Genomic DNA, 16,672 nt, shown 5'->3' with positions numbered 1-16,672 from the left:
ACTCCCCTGCTGGCATTTATTTTCAGTTTATGATTGCGCGCTTTTCGCACGAATACATTTATTCGGAATTTCGTTTATTCCATATAAACGTGCCGTAGTGTGTATGGTGATTCCAGATCAATAACTAAGGCTCAATGCATCATGTCAATCAATAAGACTCCCACAATACCAACTAAAGGACTGATGGATAAACTCAAACGGATCACCAGCATAACTGCTACATATTTACTTAAATTAATCATTGGCTTAGGTGTTCTTATCGGGGCCTCGGTCGGATTATCTAAACTAGGCACGATTCACGGCAAATCTCTACCTGAAGATTACTTCTCAAACGGCTACCCAAGCATTTTAGCCTTGCTTGATTCTGAAGTTTTCATGGGCTTCGTCTTCTTTGTCACCGTCGCTATCTTAATCTATGTTGCTTATCTATTTTGGCAATTGCATGAAGTCGCGGTTCATCGAGCGGCCGAAATGTCTAGTGCTCACACTCAGATAGTGTTTGCGTTATCACTTTGTGGCTTATTCATCGATAAAGCGTGGTGGGTACTCGCCATCATCATCGCGTTTGCTCGCTGGGACGTACTTGCCCAAGAACTGTCGAACATTATTCGTAACGGCCGCGCCCCAGCGAAACGAGTAGAGGACTAAGTCATGAAAGAAATTATGCTGCCATACGTGCTAATTTGCTGGATTCTAGTCAAAGCTGGCGTGATTCAATGGACACTGAAAAACGCAGTGATCATCGTCAGTACTGGAATTCTTCTCGCTTTTGCTTTGTTTACCGCTCACCGATTTTGGTCGCCTGCCGACTTAACCGATAGCACGACAGTTAAAGCGCCACATGCTGTGCTTAGCCCACTCCTTGGGCAGGAAGTTGAACAAGTATTTGTCGACCACAACCAGATAGTCAAAAAAGGCGACCTTATCTACACGCTGCGCACCGAAGACACTGAATCTCAAATGCACGGACTGCAAGCACAGAAAGAAGCAGCACAAGCGGAAATACTTGCGTTAGTACACCAGATAGAGAACGACAAGAAGAACTTAGCACGCCTTAACAAGCTCGAAGATTTTGCTCAAGAATACCAACGTGACGATCTAAGAACTCGTATTGAATCGACCGAAGCAAAAATAGCAGCGGTTAATGCACAAATCCTCAATATCGAGGCACAAATGGCCACCGCAAATTGGCAAAATGAACGTCGTGAAATCCGAGCGCCATTTGATGGGCAGTTGTCTATCACGAACATAGTGAATGGTACTCGTATCGGTAACATGCATCTGTACGACACCAGTAAGAAGTTTGTTGAGATGCGCATTGCCGACCAAACATATCGCGGAATTGAAGTAGGTCAATTTGCCGAATTCTATGTCGACGCGTATCCGGGTGAGATATTCCGTGGTCGTGTGCATAGCTTAACGGCCGGCACGGGTGAAGCGCGTGTTTCCGTGATGAATGGGTCACAACATGTTCGCCAGCACGTAGGTAACAATACAGGCTCGCATGGCCGTACTATTGTCATCGAATTCGAAGAACCAGAAGGCTATAACGTTCCGATTGGTGCAACTGGTTCAGGTTGGGTCTCGGCTAACAAACCGCATCCTGCACTTGGCTTTATGGACATTATCGGCGCGGCGACCGTGCGACTCAAAGCCTACAAATCTTACCTATCTGCGCTCTAAGTCTCTTTACCTCGCCTTATTACCAAAAAAGGAAGCCACTCGGCTTCCTTTTTGTTTGTATAACACTAGTTCACCAAAATACATTACTTAGGCTTCTTGCTTACATTACTTAGGCTTACCCACTGCTGTACAAAGCTATCAACAATGCCGACCAGTAACTCCGAAAGCCATTTTTGTATAGCGGCATGACGAAGTGAAGCTTTGGTGATCAAGGCAACATCAATATTAAGTTTATGATGTTGTTCTTTATCCAGGTAAGGTTCGTACCTTAACGTGAAGCAATCATCCATCAATTGATTCATCAGATGGTGGCTATCAACTATGACGCCAACCTCAACATCAGGGTCGAGCGCTTTAAAGTGGTCTGCATGCTCATTAACGCCAGAAATAATAAACTTAACGTATTCTCCGTCTCGATTCCCTTCAAAATATCCAGCGCCAGAATGAATACGTCTTTGATAAAAGCTTTGCGGTTTATCATTGATAATGTGTAAGCCAACGTCCACATCTTCACTCTGAATCAACGATTCACTGTGTTCTCCCCACTGCCTCAATTCAATAACAGCGTTGGTTTCTGCACGAATAGTACGAATGATTTCGCGACCAAATTGTACTAGGTATGGCTCAACTATATGCAGTGTCACCTTGTCTAGCGACATAGGATCAAAATTTTCGGGTTCTAAGGCTAAGTCTAACTGCGCTAATGCCGCTCGAACTTTCGGTTCAATTGACTGTGCGTAATCAGAAGGCGCAAGGCCTGAAGCCTCTCTCAGAAACAGTGGATCGTTCAACTCTTCCCGAAGTTGCGCCAATACCTTTGAAACATAAGACTGAGAACGCCCAATCTTGACGGCTGCACGTTGAGTTGAGCGAGTTTGCATTAATGCCAAAAACACATGAAGCGCATTTAAATCATTCATCAGCATTCACTTTTGTTCATATCTTTAGCCAAACTAACGTAAATAATCTCATGTTTCCAATGGATTTAACCCAAATAAGCTTGGCTCCTTCTTAAGCCTAGAATGAATACCCACTAAAGATCCACAACTCGAGGTTGAAACGCAATCATGAAATCAAACGACTATACTTTCGGTGAGTTCTCCAATTAGGTCGATGCCATTAGTCTCACAATAAAACGACTACCATATATAACACGTTCGATGAATATCGCCCTTTCATCGCCGTCCACTTAACGGTTAAGTAGCGCTATGATCAAACCAATTATCACCTTTATTCTAGTTAGTCTTTTCCCATTAAATGCATTAGCTCGCGACAAGAACCATGAAGATCCCACCAAGATCGCCACTCATCTAGGATTGTCCTATACAGATTCCGTCAAATTTTCGGGTTCGGTACGTTTGGATGATTTGCGCCGGCTTGATGCAAGTGTGAATGCTGACGGTGAAGAATGGCGCATTGGAGGGTCGTGGTTAATGCGACTTGGCATCATGGATTTCAGCTTCACTCAAACTGAATTTGACCCAGGTAAGCGAGATAGCTACAACATCCGAACCTTTATCCCCTTGCGCTACTTTGGAATCGAACCTTTTAGCATTCAGCTTTTTCCGATGGCTGGCTATAGCTATAACACAGGTGAAACCGACCATTTTGACGACAGTAATCTAGAGCGCGACTACATGCTTGTGCCTGCATCTAGCAACGGTGGCTATCTTGGAATATTAGGGCTTCAACAGATCAGAAAACGTTGGTCAGTCATTGGTTTTGGCGGCGCATCTAAAGGTTCAGATAACTATACTGGCTTTTGGATTGGTGTCGGGTTGAGCCATCAATTCTCTAGATCTAAGTTCATCAACATATATGGCGTGATGGCTGAAGACGACTTTGGTGATAACAGCCGACTTGGTGCTACCTTTACCTACGAATTTAACTAAAGCTATCTAAATTGATAACTTGTGCCGATGGCTCACGAAAGTGACGCCGTCACTAAAATATTAACCCTCTAATAACATATATGGGAGGACAGCGGTCTGACCATAGAACAAACCGCTACTCTGTTACTGCGCAGGTGAAGCCGATAACATTGGATAAGTAAAAAACAGGAGGTGGCATAAATTAAATAGGAAATGAAGAGCCACCGCGACCCACAAGCGTGAGCTAAAGTAAAACGCCAATCCGTAGCCTACTCCGGCTAATGAAGCGAATATCACAAGCATTGCCCCACCAGCCATATGGGCTAAGCCAAACAAAAGGCTCGCGGCTCCTAAACCGATCACCCAGCCAAAACGTTTGGCCAAACCTTGTTGGATGTAACCACGAAATAGCGCCTCTTCAGCGACACAAGTGAGCAACAGGTTATTGAGCACAAATAGCCACCACCAGCTCGGCAAAGACCACTCAGGCTTTAGCGCTCCCAATTGCCACGCTATCGGTAAAAGCGCTAGCGTTGCTAGCGACACCAGAGCCAATTTAAGTAGGTCCAGGTTTGTTCTGTTACCTAACAAACCTGGATAAGCAATAAACAAAGCAAATAGCGCCAACGGTTTATCAAGGTTAATGTGCATCGAGAATGGAATGCTCATTTCTCCCGTGAGCACTTGGTCGAGTACTTTTAGGTTGTTAAAGCCTGGCGGTAAATGAAGAAATAACGCAATACACCACAGCAGAACTAAACCATGGCCAATAAATCGAATTTTTTCCGGTAAAAAGCGAATACCATAAGCTAAGCCGATTCCAGCCATAACACTGACAGCGCCCAGTAGCTCTAGTCGGCCGAATACCATCGCGACAACTAAAGTGATGAACAGTAAACAAAATGCCGCCCGTTCCTTACTAAAGAACAAACAGAGAATTGAAGCTAATAGAGGCAGCCAAACCATCAGTAGAGGATCAAGAAACATAGCTATCCCCTATAGAAGCAATAATGAGTTTAATTTGGGGAATTCGGACAAGAAATCGACAGGACATAATTTACAATTATTTATAGACTTTACAAAAGCTTACTCTTATAAAACTGCGTACGCAACCAATGAGAAAAACTAATAGAAACCTCCGATGAGTCGATTCGTTTCTGACTCAGTTGGCCTCTCGCTTTATGACGATTTGTTCCTCTATAATCACATCAAATCGCCCAGCTACACTAACCTCAGTATCAATACTATTGAGCTTTCAAAATCCGCCATTGAGCGTTACTATCTCGCCATCCTGAAGCGCAACGTTCACTACATGCGTTCAACATCACTACTGCGCCTCACACCCATTAAGAGTGACTTCATGCCTAGTTCGCCAGCAATCGATCATTTCAATCCTTTCACTCGACAGGTCGCTGGGATAAAACAGCCGACCCGCTTTACCTTTCCCTATTACTATTCTCCGCATCCACTTTGCGAAATAGCGATGAGAGAACTACAAAGTAAGCTTTTAGACGCGGGAATAGACGAGCAATCCAACGGCCAGATGTATGGGGTGCTTTTGGTTACAGATAATAAAGGACAACTTGGCTATTTATCCGCGCATGCTGGCGAACTCAATCTTAATCAGGCCTGTGTTTCTTCTATCAAGGTCAACTTTGTACCCAGTGCATTTGATAAAAACAACTTCATCGTCGCGTCCAGAGCGATTCAGCTCAGCCTCACCGAGGTTATGGAAAAACTGGCTCGAACCAACGCGAAAATACTCGAATCAGATACAGCAAACAAACTGCAGTCGACACGTGAACAATTCGAATTGAAAATCGCTCAGTTCCAAGACGCGATGAAGCTTAGTAAACAACGTCGGAAACAGCTACGAAAAGAAGCTGAAACGAAATTCAATGAAGAACAGTTAGCACAATATGTCGCTGAGCTTGGGAACGAAAGTAGCCGAGAGAAACGTGAACTGAAAGCGTTAAAGCTTGAAGCTCAACACGCCTGTCATGCGCTTGAACAAACCTTGTCAGGTGAAGAAAACACACTGGCCGAGCTTATCCATTCAAAAGAACATCTTGAACAAAAACTCGAAGATACGCGGTTAAAGCATTTTCATTTTTTAAACTCATCGAAACAAACTCGATCACTTTTCGACTTGCTTAATGGGCAGGCTGCGCTTCAAGCGAGCGGCGAATGTTGCTCACCAAAGCTACTGAATTTTGCGTTTAACCATGACTTAAAACCGTTAGCTTTGACCGAGTTTTGGTGGGGTAAAGCGCCCGCGGCAGAGATCCGACAACATAAAAACTTATACCCTGTTTGTCAGAGTAAATGCTTTGAAATACTTGAACACATGCTGCAAGAGATAGAACTTGAAGATAACCCGTTGATCGTCAATCCAGCTATCGGAAAAGACTTTAAGATAGTGTATCAAGACGATGTCATCGTGGTGGTTAACAAGCCTGCTGAATTTTTATCAGTACCCGGTAAATTCATTGAGGATTCGGTTTACTCAAGAATCAAGGCACAGTTTCCAGACGCTACAGGCCCACTCATCGTTCACCGACTCGATATGTCGACTTCTGGTTTACTCGTACTTGCGCTAACGCCTGAAACGAACAAACATGTTCAGCAACAATTTATTAATCGAACGGTAGAAAAGCGTTATACCGCTTTGCTTGATGGGGTCGTAGAGCAAGATGAAGGGCTTATTCAGTTGCCCCTCCGTGGTGATACAAACGACAGGCCACGCCAGTTGGTTTGCTTTGAAGATGGTCGTCACGCGGAAACAACGTGGGCTGTCATCAACCGTAACGAAGGTAAGACCTTAGTTCACCTTTATCCCAAAACAGGTAGAACGCACCAACTCCGTGTTCACTGCGCACACCCGCAAGGACTTGGTATTCCAATTACGGGTGATGACCTATACGGCTTTAAACGAGATAGGCTTCATTTACATGCGGGTTACCTAAAGTTCTCTCACCCAGTCACAGGGGAAGCCCTCGAATTCGAAGTTGATGCCGAATTTTAAGTAACGCGAGCATCCACATATACCTGTAAATGCTCTCCCTCCTAACCACCTATGCCTAAAGCCTTATGAGTCAAGATTGTCATAAGGCTCTTCAGTTCTTCGACTAATGCTTACCACCCACGGTCAGTTTTTAGGTTGTTAAACTTTAACTCATCAAGCTTTTAAACCGCTAAACCCGCTTGAATATTGTTCAGGAAAGTCAGGTTTACACTCGCCCTATAATTCTTTTTGTGATTTCCGCACCAGCTAGTAACAAATGTGTTAGTATCACCGACTTTTTGACGAACCTCACACTTTTATTGCAATCGTGTTAGGTAAATACATAGGCTTAATTTAAGCCAAAGATAGTGAAACTATAATGTCTGACTTGACGCATGTCGCCAGCGATCACATCGTTACTTCCTCTAAGCCATCTACCCCTTTTCAAGCCGGCTCTCTTTTTCAAAAGTTAGAACTCGGCAACCCTGTCTTCTGGCTTAGTGGTAGCTTTCTAACCCTATTTGTACTATTCGCGATTACTAATAGCAGCGCGCTTACAGCACTAGTCAATCATGGTTTCAGCTTATCGACCAAGTGGTTTGGTGCTTTTTGGCAAGTACTGTTACTGCTCAACTTTATCATTGGATTAGTACTGGCGATTAGTCGTACTGGGTACGTTCGTTTAGGGGGAATTTCTATACCGGAGATGGACACCTTTAAATGGATGGCCATCGTCTTATGTACTTTGCTTGCTGGCGGCGGTGTCTTTTGGGCAGCAGCAGAACCGATAGCTCACTTCGTATCAGCACCACCAATATATGGAGAAGCCTCTCCGCAACAAATGGCAACGAATGCACTCTCCCAATCCTTCATGCATTGGGGCTTTCTTGCTTGGGCCATTTTAGGTGGGCTTTCCTCTATCGTGTTAATGCATTTGCATTACGATAAAGGCTTGCCACTCAAACCACGCACTTTGTTGTACCCAGTATTCGGTGACAAAGCGATACATGGCTGGTTGGGAAATGTAGTGGATGCATGCAGCATCATTGCGGTTGCGGCAGGCACTATAGGCCCAATAGGCTTTCTTGGCCTACAAATCAGCTACGCGCTTAGCGAACTATTTGGCTTTGAAAACTCCTTCTTCACGCAGTCACTCATTATTCTGTTCGCCATCGCCATGTATACGCTTTCGGCGTTAAGTGGCGTTAACAAGGGCATTCAAATAGTGAGTCGCTACAATATTATTTTGTCGTTGGCACTCATTGGTTACATCCTACTTGTAGGGCCGACAAGCTTTATCGTTGATGGTTACTTACAAGGCCTAGGCGGTATGGTTGATAACTTCATCCCGATGGCTCTTTTCCGCCAAGACACAGCTTGGTTAGGTGGCTGGACGGTATTTTTCTGGGGGTGGTTCCTGGGTTATGGGCCTATGATGGCAATCTTCATCGCTCGCATTTCACGCGGTCGCACCATTCGCCAAATGATCCTTTCGATCAGTATTGCCGCTCCGCTTGTGACTTGTTTCTGGTTCAGTATTGTTGGTGGCAGCGGTTTAGCATTCGAGCTGGCAAACCCAGGCAGTATCTCAAATGCCTTTGAGGGCTTTAACCTGCCCGCAGTGCTACTGGCAATTACATCTCAATTGCCTTTCCCTGTGCTGATTTCAGTGCTGTTTCTGATTTTAACCACCACCTTTATTGTCACCACAGGTGACTCCATGACCTACACCATCAGTGTCGTCATTACAGGATCAACAGAACCTAATGCGCTAGTTCGCTCATTTTGGGGGCTAATCATGGGAGTTGTGGCGATTGCCCTCATCTCAATGGGCTCAGGTGGAATTTCAGCATTACAATCTTTCATTGTGATCACCGCTGTTCCTGTATCGTTAATTCTATTGCCTTGCCTGTGGCATGCTCCAAAAATCGCCAACCATATGGCTAAGCAGCAAGGGCTAGTTTAAATTCAGCTCGTTAATCCAGCGTAAATACTGGCTTTTAGCTTCACGAGTAACCAGTTTAAGGCGGCAATCTAGCGGCCTTAAGCGGTTACTCGACACTCCTTCTTGTGTCTTTTTCCCCCTCGCTCAAATTTGAGCCTAGCCGTTATCAAATTAGTTTGTTGAGAATCTTTACCATCGACGTGTTTTAACAATCACATCAATGGTGTCTTATGAAAATATTCTCTTCTTGCCTAGTTATCTCATGTTCTATCGCAGCCTTGTTTTCCCACTCAGCGATGGCCAACAGCAGTGTCGTTTCTGTCAAAGATGAGATTTATGGCATTGTATTTTCCGATCCTAAAGGCGATAGCACAGCTCTCAACGCCTCTATTCAAGAATGCCAAGTCCTCGCCCAAAGTGTTGCTCAGCCCTCCGCAAATGAAGACAAGCCCGTAAATGGCAGTGGAGTAAAAGGAGCAGCTAAGGGAGCGGCCGCGGGCGCAGCGGTTGGTGCAATATCTGGAAATTCTGGTAGCGATGGAGCAAAAGTCGGAGCCGCTATCGGCCTCATTGGTGGTCGACTTGGCAAAAATGCAGAGCAAAACGCCCAACAAACTCATAGCAGCCAAGAGCAGCTTCAAGTCATGAGAAATTGTATGGCTGAGCGCGGCTATAATGCATTGAACTAAGGGTTGCCATGGCTTTCACAATTCTCACGATTAGCATTTTCTTACTCGCGATTATACCGAGTGCCTTTGCAGCTCAAGAGCAAGATCCATTCGTATCCGGTGGGGTTGGGTTCATTGAAGATGTTGAAACTTACACGTTGGAAGTGGGCGCTGAAATTGCACCTCATATTAACTGGTCTTTAGGTTACAGCACGACCTTTGAAGAACACGATGGTTCGCAATTCGCCAGTGTCTACCCAACCACAATCGATTCATGGGGTCTGCACACAGCAATAGGTTACGAGTTTAATCTCACCCCAACGTTCGCCATTACTCCACGAGTCGGCTTAACTTACAACGCGATCACTATGCAACAAACCGATCCTGAAACCAGTGAGATTCTTCGAGAAGAAAGTTTAGATGAGTTCTCACCTACCCTTGGCGTAAAAATCGATATCGGTAGAGTGGGAGTGATCTCTGAATTCTACAAAGTGGATTTGGAACACGAATTGGTTTCCGATAATAATTATGATGATGTCGCAGTTCGTATCATGGCGGCCTACAACTTTTAAGCTATACAACCATAGAGGAACTTTATGCGATTACGCACTCTTGCGAGTTCCATCCTGCTTTCTTTTAGCTCTTTTTCTCCTAGCTACGCCATCGAATTTTTCGACCCCATCGATGGCGCGTTGGATATGGGTGAATACCTCGCAGAAAACGCCTATGGATTCTTACCTGTTCCTATCGTAATCACAGAGCCAGCCGTCGGGTACGGCGCTGGCTTTACTGGCATTTTTCTTCACGAATCAGACGAACAACGTGAAAAGCGTAAGGCCCTCGCTTCGCAGTCACTAGACGGAGGTGCACAGCTGCTGACGCCAGCAATTACGGCTGTAGGCGGCTTTACTACCGAAAATGGTACCTGGATGGGATTTTTAGCGCACCGTCGTACCTGGGACAAAGATTCTGTCCGCTATTTAGGTGGCTTAGGCTACGGCGATATCAACATGAACTTTTATCCGAAAAGTACACCAGACCTTTTAGAGCCAGTCGCTGATGGCCAAGGTGTTGAGTTTGGTATGCAAGGTGGTGGTGGAATACAAAAGCTACAATTTCGCGTTGACGACAGTAACGTGTTTTTGGGATTCTCGCAGAAATACTACAAAGCGGATATGCAAATCAACAGCCATCGCTTAGCTGATGAGATTTTTCAAAAACTCGCTAACACGTCACCCACGCTCTCTGGTGTCGGGTTGATTGCCGAATATGATTCTAGAAACAGTTTTCTTAACCCGACTCAAGGCTACAACTACACCGCTGAGTTTCTCGTCTATCACGATGATATAGGCAGTGACTATGACTTTTCGTCCCTGAGTGTTAAAGGCATTAACTACTGGGAACTCTCTAAGGACTGGTCGTTTGCGTTAAAAGGATTATACAAAGAACTGTATTCCAATGATCAGTTCCTCCCACCTACAGTTTTCCCAGACATTGAGTTAAGAGGAATTGCCCGTAACCGATATCAGGGTGATCAAACGCTATCAGTAGAATCTCAATTGACTTGGCAAGTTACCCCGAGATGGTCAACGAATGTGTTCACTGGGATCGGCTATGCCGCCTCAGAGGAAGACAGTTTATTTGATCAAGACAGTCATTATGCTTATGGCATGGGCTTTCGCTATTTAATTGCACGTCGCTACGGGCTGAAATCTGGAATCGATTTTGCGGTCAGTGAAGAAGACAGCGCAATATATTTTCAAGTTGGTGCAGGCATCTAGCAACCAATGCTTCGACAACATGGCTCACGGTTTAGTTTGTTCACTTCCTGACGGCCTAAAACATAACAGAGCCCCTAAGCGCGGGCTCTGTTTTATTTACTGATTACTGGTTACTGGTTACTGGTTAGGGTCGTGATAACCAGAAAACTTAACCCCAGACAACAATGCCATTTCTCGGTGCCAAGTCGCTAAATCATTTCGATTAAACTGGTTTAAATGATGATGCCCGCAAGCTCTCGCCATCACTTGCATCAATTCAGTCGACGCTTCGAAGAAGTTCTTCAGCTGCAAAGACGATTTTTCAACATTCAGCCTCTGCCTTAAGTCGGCTTTTTGGGTGGCGATTCCGGCAGGGCAATTGTTGGTGTTACACATTCTCGCCGCCACGCACCCGATAGACTGCATGGCACTGTTAGAAATGGCGACGCCATCAGCGCCAAGCGCCATCGCTTTAACAAAATCCATCGGCACGCGTAAGCCACCGGTAATGATCAAAGTGACTCGACCGCTGGCGCCTTGCTCATCAAGATAACGCCTTGCTCTTGCGAGTGCGGGAATGGTTGGCACACTAATATGATCTCTAAACATTTCAGGTGCAGCACCCGTACCCCCACCTCGACCATCAAGAATGATATAGTCTGCGCTTGCATCAAGTGCGAACTGAATGTCTTGCTCTATATGATTAGCACTCAACTTAAACCCAATAGGAATCCCGCCAGTTACATCTCGAACGCGATCGGCAAACTTTTTAAAGTCGTCAGCGGTAACGAGTTCCTTAAAAGTCGGTGGTGAAATGGCAGGCTCACCTTCAGGTATGCCACGTACTTGGGAGATTTTACCGACGTTCTTATTACCCGGCAGGTGACCCCCCGTCCCAGTTTTCGCGCCCTGGCCTCCTTTAAAGTGGAACGCCTGCACATTTTTTAATAGCTTTTCATCGTACCCGAACTGTGCGCTCGCGAGCTCATAGAAGTAATGTGAATTTGCTGCTTGTTCCTCTGGCAACATTCCTCCTTCGCCTGAACAAATCCCTGTTCCCGCCAGTTCAGCTCCTGTCGCCAACGCAACCTTTGCCTCTTCAGATAACGCACCAAAACTCATATCAGAAACAAACAATGGGATGTCTAACTTAAGAGGCTTACGTGAATTAGGACCTATCACCAACTCTGTACTGACCTTAGCGTCTTCTAGCAAAGGCTTACTCGCCATTTGTGCGACCATTACTTGTAAGTCATCCCAATGGGGCAGCAAGTGCCTAGGAACGCCCATAGACGTCATTGGACCATGATGCCCCAGCTTAGATAGCCCATCACGAGCGAGTTGGTGAATAAATTCCACCGTCGGTTCTTCTTGAGTGGCAGTTGCTACCGGAATATTGGTCGTTGGTATTTGAACACCCGGCCCTTCGCTGCCCACTTGAGCACTAGAGAACTGCTTATGGGTGCCATCGCAAAAGGGAGTATTAGCACTGTGCTTACATTGGCATAAATATGCGTCGCCACTTTCTTCTGCAACGAAGCTTTTTGGTTTAAAGCTTGTTCCAGCATGAGAGCCATCGCAAAAAGGTTGCCGTTGAGACTTTCCGCACGCACAAAAGTAGTATTCTTCTCCTTCCTTCAACTCAACTTTGATCGGCTTATTACTGGCGATAATGGGGTTACTCATATGATCGTCCTTTTGATTCCAGTGTCAGTCGAACGAAACTCAATATTAGGGATACGCTGTTCATCACGATTGATTTATATATCAATAATTTCGTTCTTATTTTTATCTTGAGTAGACATTGCTCTGGATATAAGTCTTGTCGAAGATCGTAAGAGTTGCCATTTTTGAAACAAAAAGCGCGAACCTTAGGCTCGCGCTTGAATAAATCGAATAACACCAAAGCTACTTTTAGCGACTTGCTAATGAGCATTTATCAAAGTCGATTAGGCATCCATCAGTGGCTTCCACATTTCATTGATTTCCTCGTCAGAAGGCATTGGGCTCTGCTTAATGGATTTAATCACCTTACATGGATTACCTACAGCAACGCTATCGGCAGGAATGTCTTTCGTCACAACGCTACCCGCCCCAATCACACATCTATCACCTATAGTCACGCCATCCAAAATGATCGCTCCTGCTCCAATCCACACATTATTGCCAATGTTTATTGGATTACCTGTCGCAACCGGGCGAACCCTCTGTGACAAATCCAGCGGATGCCCTGCTGTGCTGATCACAACATTGGGCCCAAACTGTACATACTCGCCAATATTCACCGGAGCGAGGTCTAAGATTTTGACGCCAGTATTTAGGAAACCACCTTGTTTAAAATAAATGTTACTTCCTAAATCACAGTAAAAAGGAGGAATGATATTCACACCGCCATGTCGGCCTAATAGCTCTAACAATATAGCTTGCCTAGTATCATGCTCCAAGGGGCGAGAGTGATTAAAGTCGTAGAGTTTTTCCTTTACCTGATTTTGGAGCTCAAAGAATTCAGGGGTAATAGGAATACGTACTGAAAAATCTGAAATTGATTGGCTCATAATCACTCTATCGGTTATTAAATTTATTTAATAACAACGTGTTAAATGCAAAATGACTACAAATAGCTTGGGTTAATGCGAGCCATCACTAATAAACTTTCATAGCGACCATTTTTGAACACTGCCATGCGTTTTTCACCTTCCAGCTCAAAACCAGCTTTCTGATAAGCAGAAATAGCGACCTTATTATCACCATGCACTTCAAGCTCTAAGCGAACGATATTCAGCCAATTGTCGCATTGTTCGATCGTTGCATCGATCAACGATTTGCCCACCCCTCTACCATGAAAGTCTGGATGAACCGCAATACCAAATGCCGCAGAATGCTTTGCCCTCGGTTTATTAGTTAAAAATACCGTCACTTGCCCGACAACTTGACCGTCAAGCTCAGCAACCAAATTGTAAAAGTCAGGTTGAGAGAAGATTTGATTGATTTCAGATGAACTCAAGTAAGGTAATTGAGAGGTATTCTCTGCTACCTCTCGGCACTGGTAGATTGCACTCACCGCTGCCATATCAGCTTGTTCTAGTTTTCGAATGCTAACGTCCATAGGTTTCTCTATTCCATTGAGTAATCAACTGAATATAAAGAATTTTTCTTATGACTTCAAAAGCCACTCTTTACTAAAGAACGCACAATGGGGAAAAAGGGGACTCATAAATCATGCCGCTAAGTTATTTTGGGCAATATCTTTTATATGGTGAATAACTCGCCAATAAAATATCAACTCAACCAACGCAAACGCAGCGACTTCTAGCTGAGTGGTTTCTGTGGAAGAGGAATCTAAAGTAAGCATCAGAAGAAGAATTGCTGCTGGGATTAGGCGAATTCCGACGACCCAGGTCACTGCGATAAACTGAGCGACAAAGTTACGTTTGTTACTGACATGGAAAGTAGCAAGTGTTCCAAACACTGCAATCGGGATACTGATCCCGGCGGACAGCATGTCTAGATCGTTTGTTTCGGAAAGCGGCATTAATGCTAAGCCCACAATAATCGTCGACGCAATCAAATACTTTAGGAACTCGTGTTCTGTTACCAACTCATTCCGTAAATCATGCTTAAGCCTATCAATCTTCCAAAAATACATAGCTGTCCTTGCTTACTCCTCAACGGTACATTGTCACCTTTAGACTGATGCGTGCGTTGAATTAATTCCAATCGAACCATTGAGTTGAACAGTATTTGTTCAATAAGTCTAGATCTAGCCTATGCAAGGTTGAACTACCCCACACCCGCTTCTAATTTCCGTACTTAGCGCTAGATTAACTCCCGAACGATTCGTTCTGATAATTGCTGGACTAGAGCTGGAATATAATCTTGAAAACCATACTTACGCGCAAAATAGATCACAAAGAGACTCTTTCGATAAACAGCCCACTCTACACGTTCACTAAACTGCTCACCGTAAGGTCTATCGTAATGGGACAGTATCTTGGAGACCCAATCCTTACCGCCGTAACGATAAAATGCGTTGAAGTCATAGGCACAGTCATCCAGAATTGCGTCTGAAAAATCAATTATCCCGCTCAATTTGGTACTGCCTGTTTCCCAAAGTAAGTTATTAAAACTCAAGTCCCCATGATTAATAACAAGCGGGAATGACTGCTGACTTTGAATGGCCTCCAACTGCTTAAAACGGCGATAAGCTACTTGTTGTTGCGCCTTCGGCAAGAGCACTTTCGTATCGAGCCATAAATCTAACCAAAAATCTCCACCACCATATGGCTCTAATGAAGCGTTAACTTTGCTGTTGTCGACTGAATGAAGTTGAGTCAGAAATTGGCCTATCGATTTAAAAAATGCAGTCTGTTCGTCAGATGACGCCAAGGTTTCAAAATCTCCAGCGGTCAAAGTCCTCCCACGAATTTTCGAATAAAGCTGAAAACAGTTTTCTTGATATTCCGTTAGGTGATTTACACGAAGTTTAGGGATTTGATAACTGTCACCACTGCGCAGTTGATCAAGTAACCGAGCCTCAACATGAGATTGAGGGTGGTTTACCAGATGAGGAAAGCGTGCGACCCAATGCTGGTTGACTAAGTAACAATCGTTCGACCACCCTTCGCCAATGTGAGCAAAAGTTTCAATTTCCTCTGCAAAGACGTTCTGCACACTCTCGAGGCGTCTTCTTCGTAACTCCATACATTCCATTCGATGGTTACCTACCCTTTTAACCACTTTTTTAATTAAAGGTTAGTGATTATTGACGCCAATATCTACCCTCACAACGCCCGGCTGTAGGCCAACAAAAAGCCCATTTAACTTAGTCCGTTAAATGGGCTTCAATAAGCGAGACGTGTGTTTCAATCTTAGGTTAACGCGAAAAATTTAACCCTATTTCGAAGTTAGTTCTTACCACAACATTTCTTGTATTTCTTTTCACTTCCGCACGAACATGGATCATTTCGTTCAGGTGTTTTTTCAAAGCGCTGCGTTTTCGGCTTATTCAGCAACACTTCTAGCTCGGAGATATTTTCTTCAACATCAGCATTGATTTCGATATTCGCGAAATATTTGTGTTGTTCAACAAGAGCTTGAACTTCGCTCTTTCTCTCTTCATTGGCAACAATTAGAGTAAGCGGTGCACTTTCCGTTCCCAGCTTTACAGTCGGTTTAGGGTTGTAACCACTTTTACCGTAATTTCCCATAATATCGGGAGTTCCGCGATAGAAAAACTTAGACATAATTTTCTTAGACTTGAAAAAAGCGGCATCTTAGCAATTTAAACGCCGATAAGCGAAATTAGTTCAGTTTGACAATGTGTTGACAGAGTCAGCAAAGCAAAGCTTAAAATTGTTAGCTAATTTCTTGAAAGAAAAATTACGAGTAATAACAATGGGATTAGAAGCGTTAGCGTTTGGAATGGATGCATTTATCACAACCTGCTGTATGTATTTAGCGTCCAAGCTGTCTTTTGTTGCGGCTGAGTTTAAGTCGCTTCTTATTATTGCGGTGAGCGTTGCGTTAGTATCAATGATTCCAACTGTGGGATGGATCTTAGGGCTAATTCTTTTTGTTTATCTTCTAGCAAAGGCAACACATGCAAGTATTGGCGACTGCATTTGGGTGGTTGTGTTTACCAAAATTGTATCCTTCTTTGGTTTCTTCCTTGTAGGCAAACTTCTCGCTTAGGCAAATGTAAGCTCTATTTCCAAAAATTTGTGTGTGCGTTTGGATGAGCC

Annotated in this window: 17 protein-coding genes; 9 read left to right on the top strand and 8 right to left on the bottom strand. The window is 44.3% G+C overall.

The window, feature by feature from the left end; translation table 11 throughout:
* Positions 1–141: 141 nt before the first annotated feature.
* Positions 142–648 (top strand): magnesium transporter, encoded by a 507-nt coding sequence (locus tag ELZ11_RS09960; RefSeq protein WP_374939813.1) that lies wholly within the window; start codon positions 142–144, stop codon positions 646–648.
* Between the two features lie 3 nt (positions 649–651).
* Positions 652–1,683, top strand: coding sequence for an HlyD family secretion protein (locus ELZ11_RS09955; RefSeq protein WP_137357253.1), 1,032 nt, complete (start codon positions 652–654; stop codon positions 1,681–1,683).
* 83 nt (positions 1,684–1,766) lie between these two features.
* Here ELZ11_RS09955 and ELZ11_RS09950 read toward each other — a convergent pair whose 3' ends face one another.
* Positions 1,767–2,603 (bottom strand): LysR family transcriptional regulator, encoded by an 837-nt coding sequence (locus ELZ11_RS09950; protein WP_137357252.1) that lies wholly within the window; start codon positions 2,601–2,603, stop codon positions 1,767–1,769.
* A 288-nt stretch (positions 2,604–2,891) separates the two neighbouring features.
* Here ELZ11_RS09950 and ELZ11_RS09945 point away from each other — a divergent pair, with 288 nt between their 5' ends.
* Complete coding sequence (locus ELZ11_RS09945) at positions 2,892–3,575, top strand: hypothetical protein (RefSeq protein WP_137357251.1); 684 nt, start codon at positions 2,892–2,894, stop codon at positions 3,573–3,575.
* A gap of 123 nt (positions 3,576–3,698) precedes the next feature.
* Here the strand turns inward: ELZ11_RS09945 and ELZ11_RS09940 are convergent, their stop codons facing one another.
* Entirely contained in the window at positions 3,699–4,541 is an 843-nt protein-coding gene (locus ELZ11_RS09940) for a CPBP family intramembrane glutamic endopeptidase (protein ID WP_137357250.1), read from the bottom strand.
* 373 nt (positions 4,542–4,914) lie between these two features.
* On the opposite strand from ELZ11_RS09940, the gene ELZ11_RS09935 reads away from it, so the two are divergent.
* The 5 genes from ELZ11_RS09935 to ELZ11_RS09915 all read left to right on the top strand — a co-directional run bounded on the left by ELZ11_RS09935 (position 4,915) and on the right by ELZ11_RS09915 (position 10,952).
* A complete protein-coding gene (locus ELZ11_RS09935; RefSeq protein WP_167494669.1) occupies positions 4,915–6,579 on the top strand; it encodes an RluA family pseudouridine synthase in 1,665 nt (554 codons plus the stop codon).
* Between the two features lie 358 nt (positions 6,580–6,937).
* Positions 6,938–8,524: a BCCT family transporter gene (locus ELZ11_RS09930; protein ID WP_137357249.1), complete on the top strand. Its 1,587-nt coding sequence runs from the start codon at positions 6,938–6,940 to the stop codon at positions 8,522–8,524.
* Positions 8,525–8,733: 209 nt separating this feature from the next.
* Positions 8,734–9,192 (top strand): glycine zipper family protein, encoded by a 459-nt coding sequence (locus tag ELZ11_RS09925; RefSeq protein WP_137357248.1) that lies wholly within the window; start codon positions 8,734–8,736, stop codon positions 9,190–9,192.
* A gap of 8 nt (positions 9,193–9,200) precedes the next feature.
* Positions 9,201–9,743: an outer membrane beta-barrel protein gene (locus ELZ11_RS09920; protein ID WP_137357247.1), complete on the top strand. Its 543-nt coding sequence runs from the start codon at positions 9,201–9,203 to the stop codon at positions 9,741–9,743.
* A gap of 24 nt (positions 9,744–9,767) precedes the next feature.
* Complete coding sequence (locus ELZ11_RS09915; RefSeq protein WP_137357246.1) at positions 9,768–10,952, top strand: BamA/TamA family outer membrane protein; 1,185 nt, start codon at positions 9,768–9,770, stop codon at positions 10,950–10,952.
* A 117-nt stretch (positions 10,953–11,069) separates the two neighbouring features.
* Here the strand turns inward: ELZ11_RS09915 and ELZ11_RS09910 are convergent, their stop codons facing one another.
* From ELZ11_RS09910 to ELZ11_RS09885, 6 genes are all read right to left on the bottom strand, one after another.
* Positions 11,070–12,617 (bottom strand): glutamate synthase-related protein, encoded by a 1,548-nt coding sequence (locus tag ELZ11_RS09910; RefSeq protein ID WP_137357245.1) that lies wholly within the window; start codon positions 12,615–12,617, stop codon positions 11,070–11,072.
* 263 nt (positions 12,618–12,880) lie between these two features.
* On the bottom strand, positions 12,881–13,486 hold the full coding sequence (locus ELZ11_RS09905; protein WP_137357244.1) for a sugar O-acetyltransferase: 606 nt from the start codon (positions 13,484–13,486) through the stop codon (positions 12,881–12,883).
* A gap of 56 nt (positions 13,487–13,542) precedes the next feature.
* On the bottom strand, positions 13,543–14,037 hold the full coding sequence (locus tag ELZ11_RS09900; RefSeq protein WP_137357243.1) for a GNAT family N-acetyltransferase: 495 nt from the start codon (positions 14,035–14,037) through the stop codon (positions 13,543–13,545).
* A 111-nt stretch (positions 14,038–14,148) separates the two neighbouring features.
* Positions 14,149–14,577, bottom strand: a complete 429-nt coding sequence (locus ELZ11_RS09895; protein WP_137357242.1) for a hypothetical protein — start codon at positions 14,575–14,577, stop codon at positions 14,149–14,151.
* Between the two features lie 170 nt (positions 14,578–14,747).
* Positions 14,748–15,632: an aminoglycoside phosphotransferase family protein gene (locus tag ELZ11_RS09890; protein ID WP_167494656.1), complete on the bottom strand. Its 885-nt coding sequence runs from the start codon at positions 15,630–15,632 to the stop codon at positions 14,748–14,750.
* Positions 15,633–15,835: 203 nt separating this feature from the next.
* Positions 15,836–16,174, bottom strand: a complete 339-nt coding sequence (locus ELZ11_RS09885; protein WP_137357240.1) for a PBPRA1643 family SWIM/SEC-C metal-binding motif protein — start codon at positions 16,172–16,174, stop codon at positions 15,836–15,838.
* 151 nt (positions 16,175–16,325) lie between these two features.
* On the opposite strand from ELZ11_RS09885, the gene ELZ11_RS09880 reads away from it, so the two are divergent.
* Positions 16,326–16,622, top strand: a complete 297-nt coding sequence (locus tag ELZ11_RS09880; RefSeq protein WP_137357239.1) for a hypothetical protein — start codon at positions 16,326–16,328, stop codon at positions 16,620–16,622.
* Positions 16,623–16,672 lie beyond the last annotated feature (50 nt).

Source organism: Vibrio profundi, from assembly GCF_005281835.1.
In the GTDB taxonomy this organism is placed as follows: Bacteria; Pseudomonadota; Gammaproteobacteria; order Enterobacterales; family Vibrionaceae; genus Vibrio; species Vibrio profundi.
The sequence above is the reverse complement of the archived record's forward strand: the minus strand, read 5'-3'. Positions and strand labels throughout refer to the sequence as shown.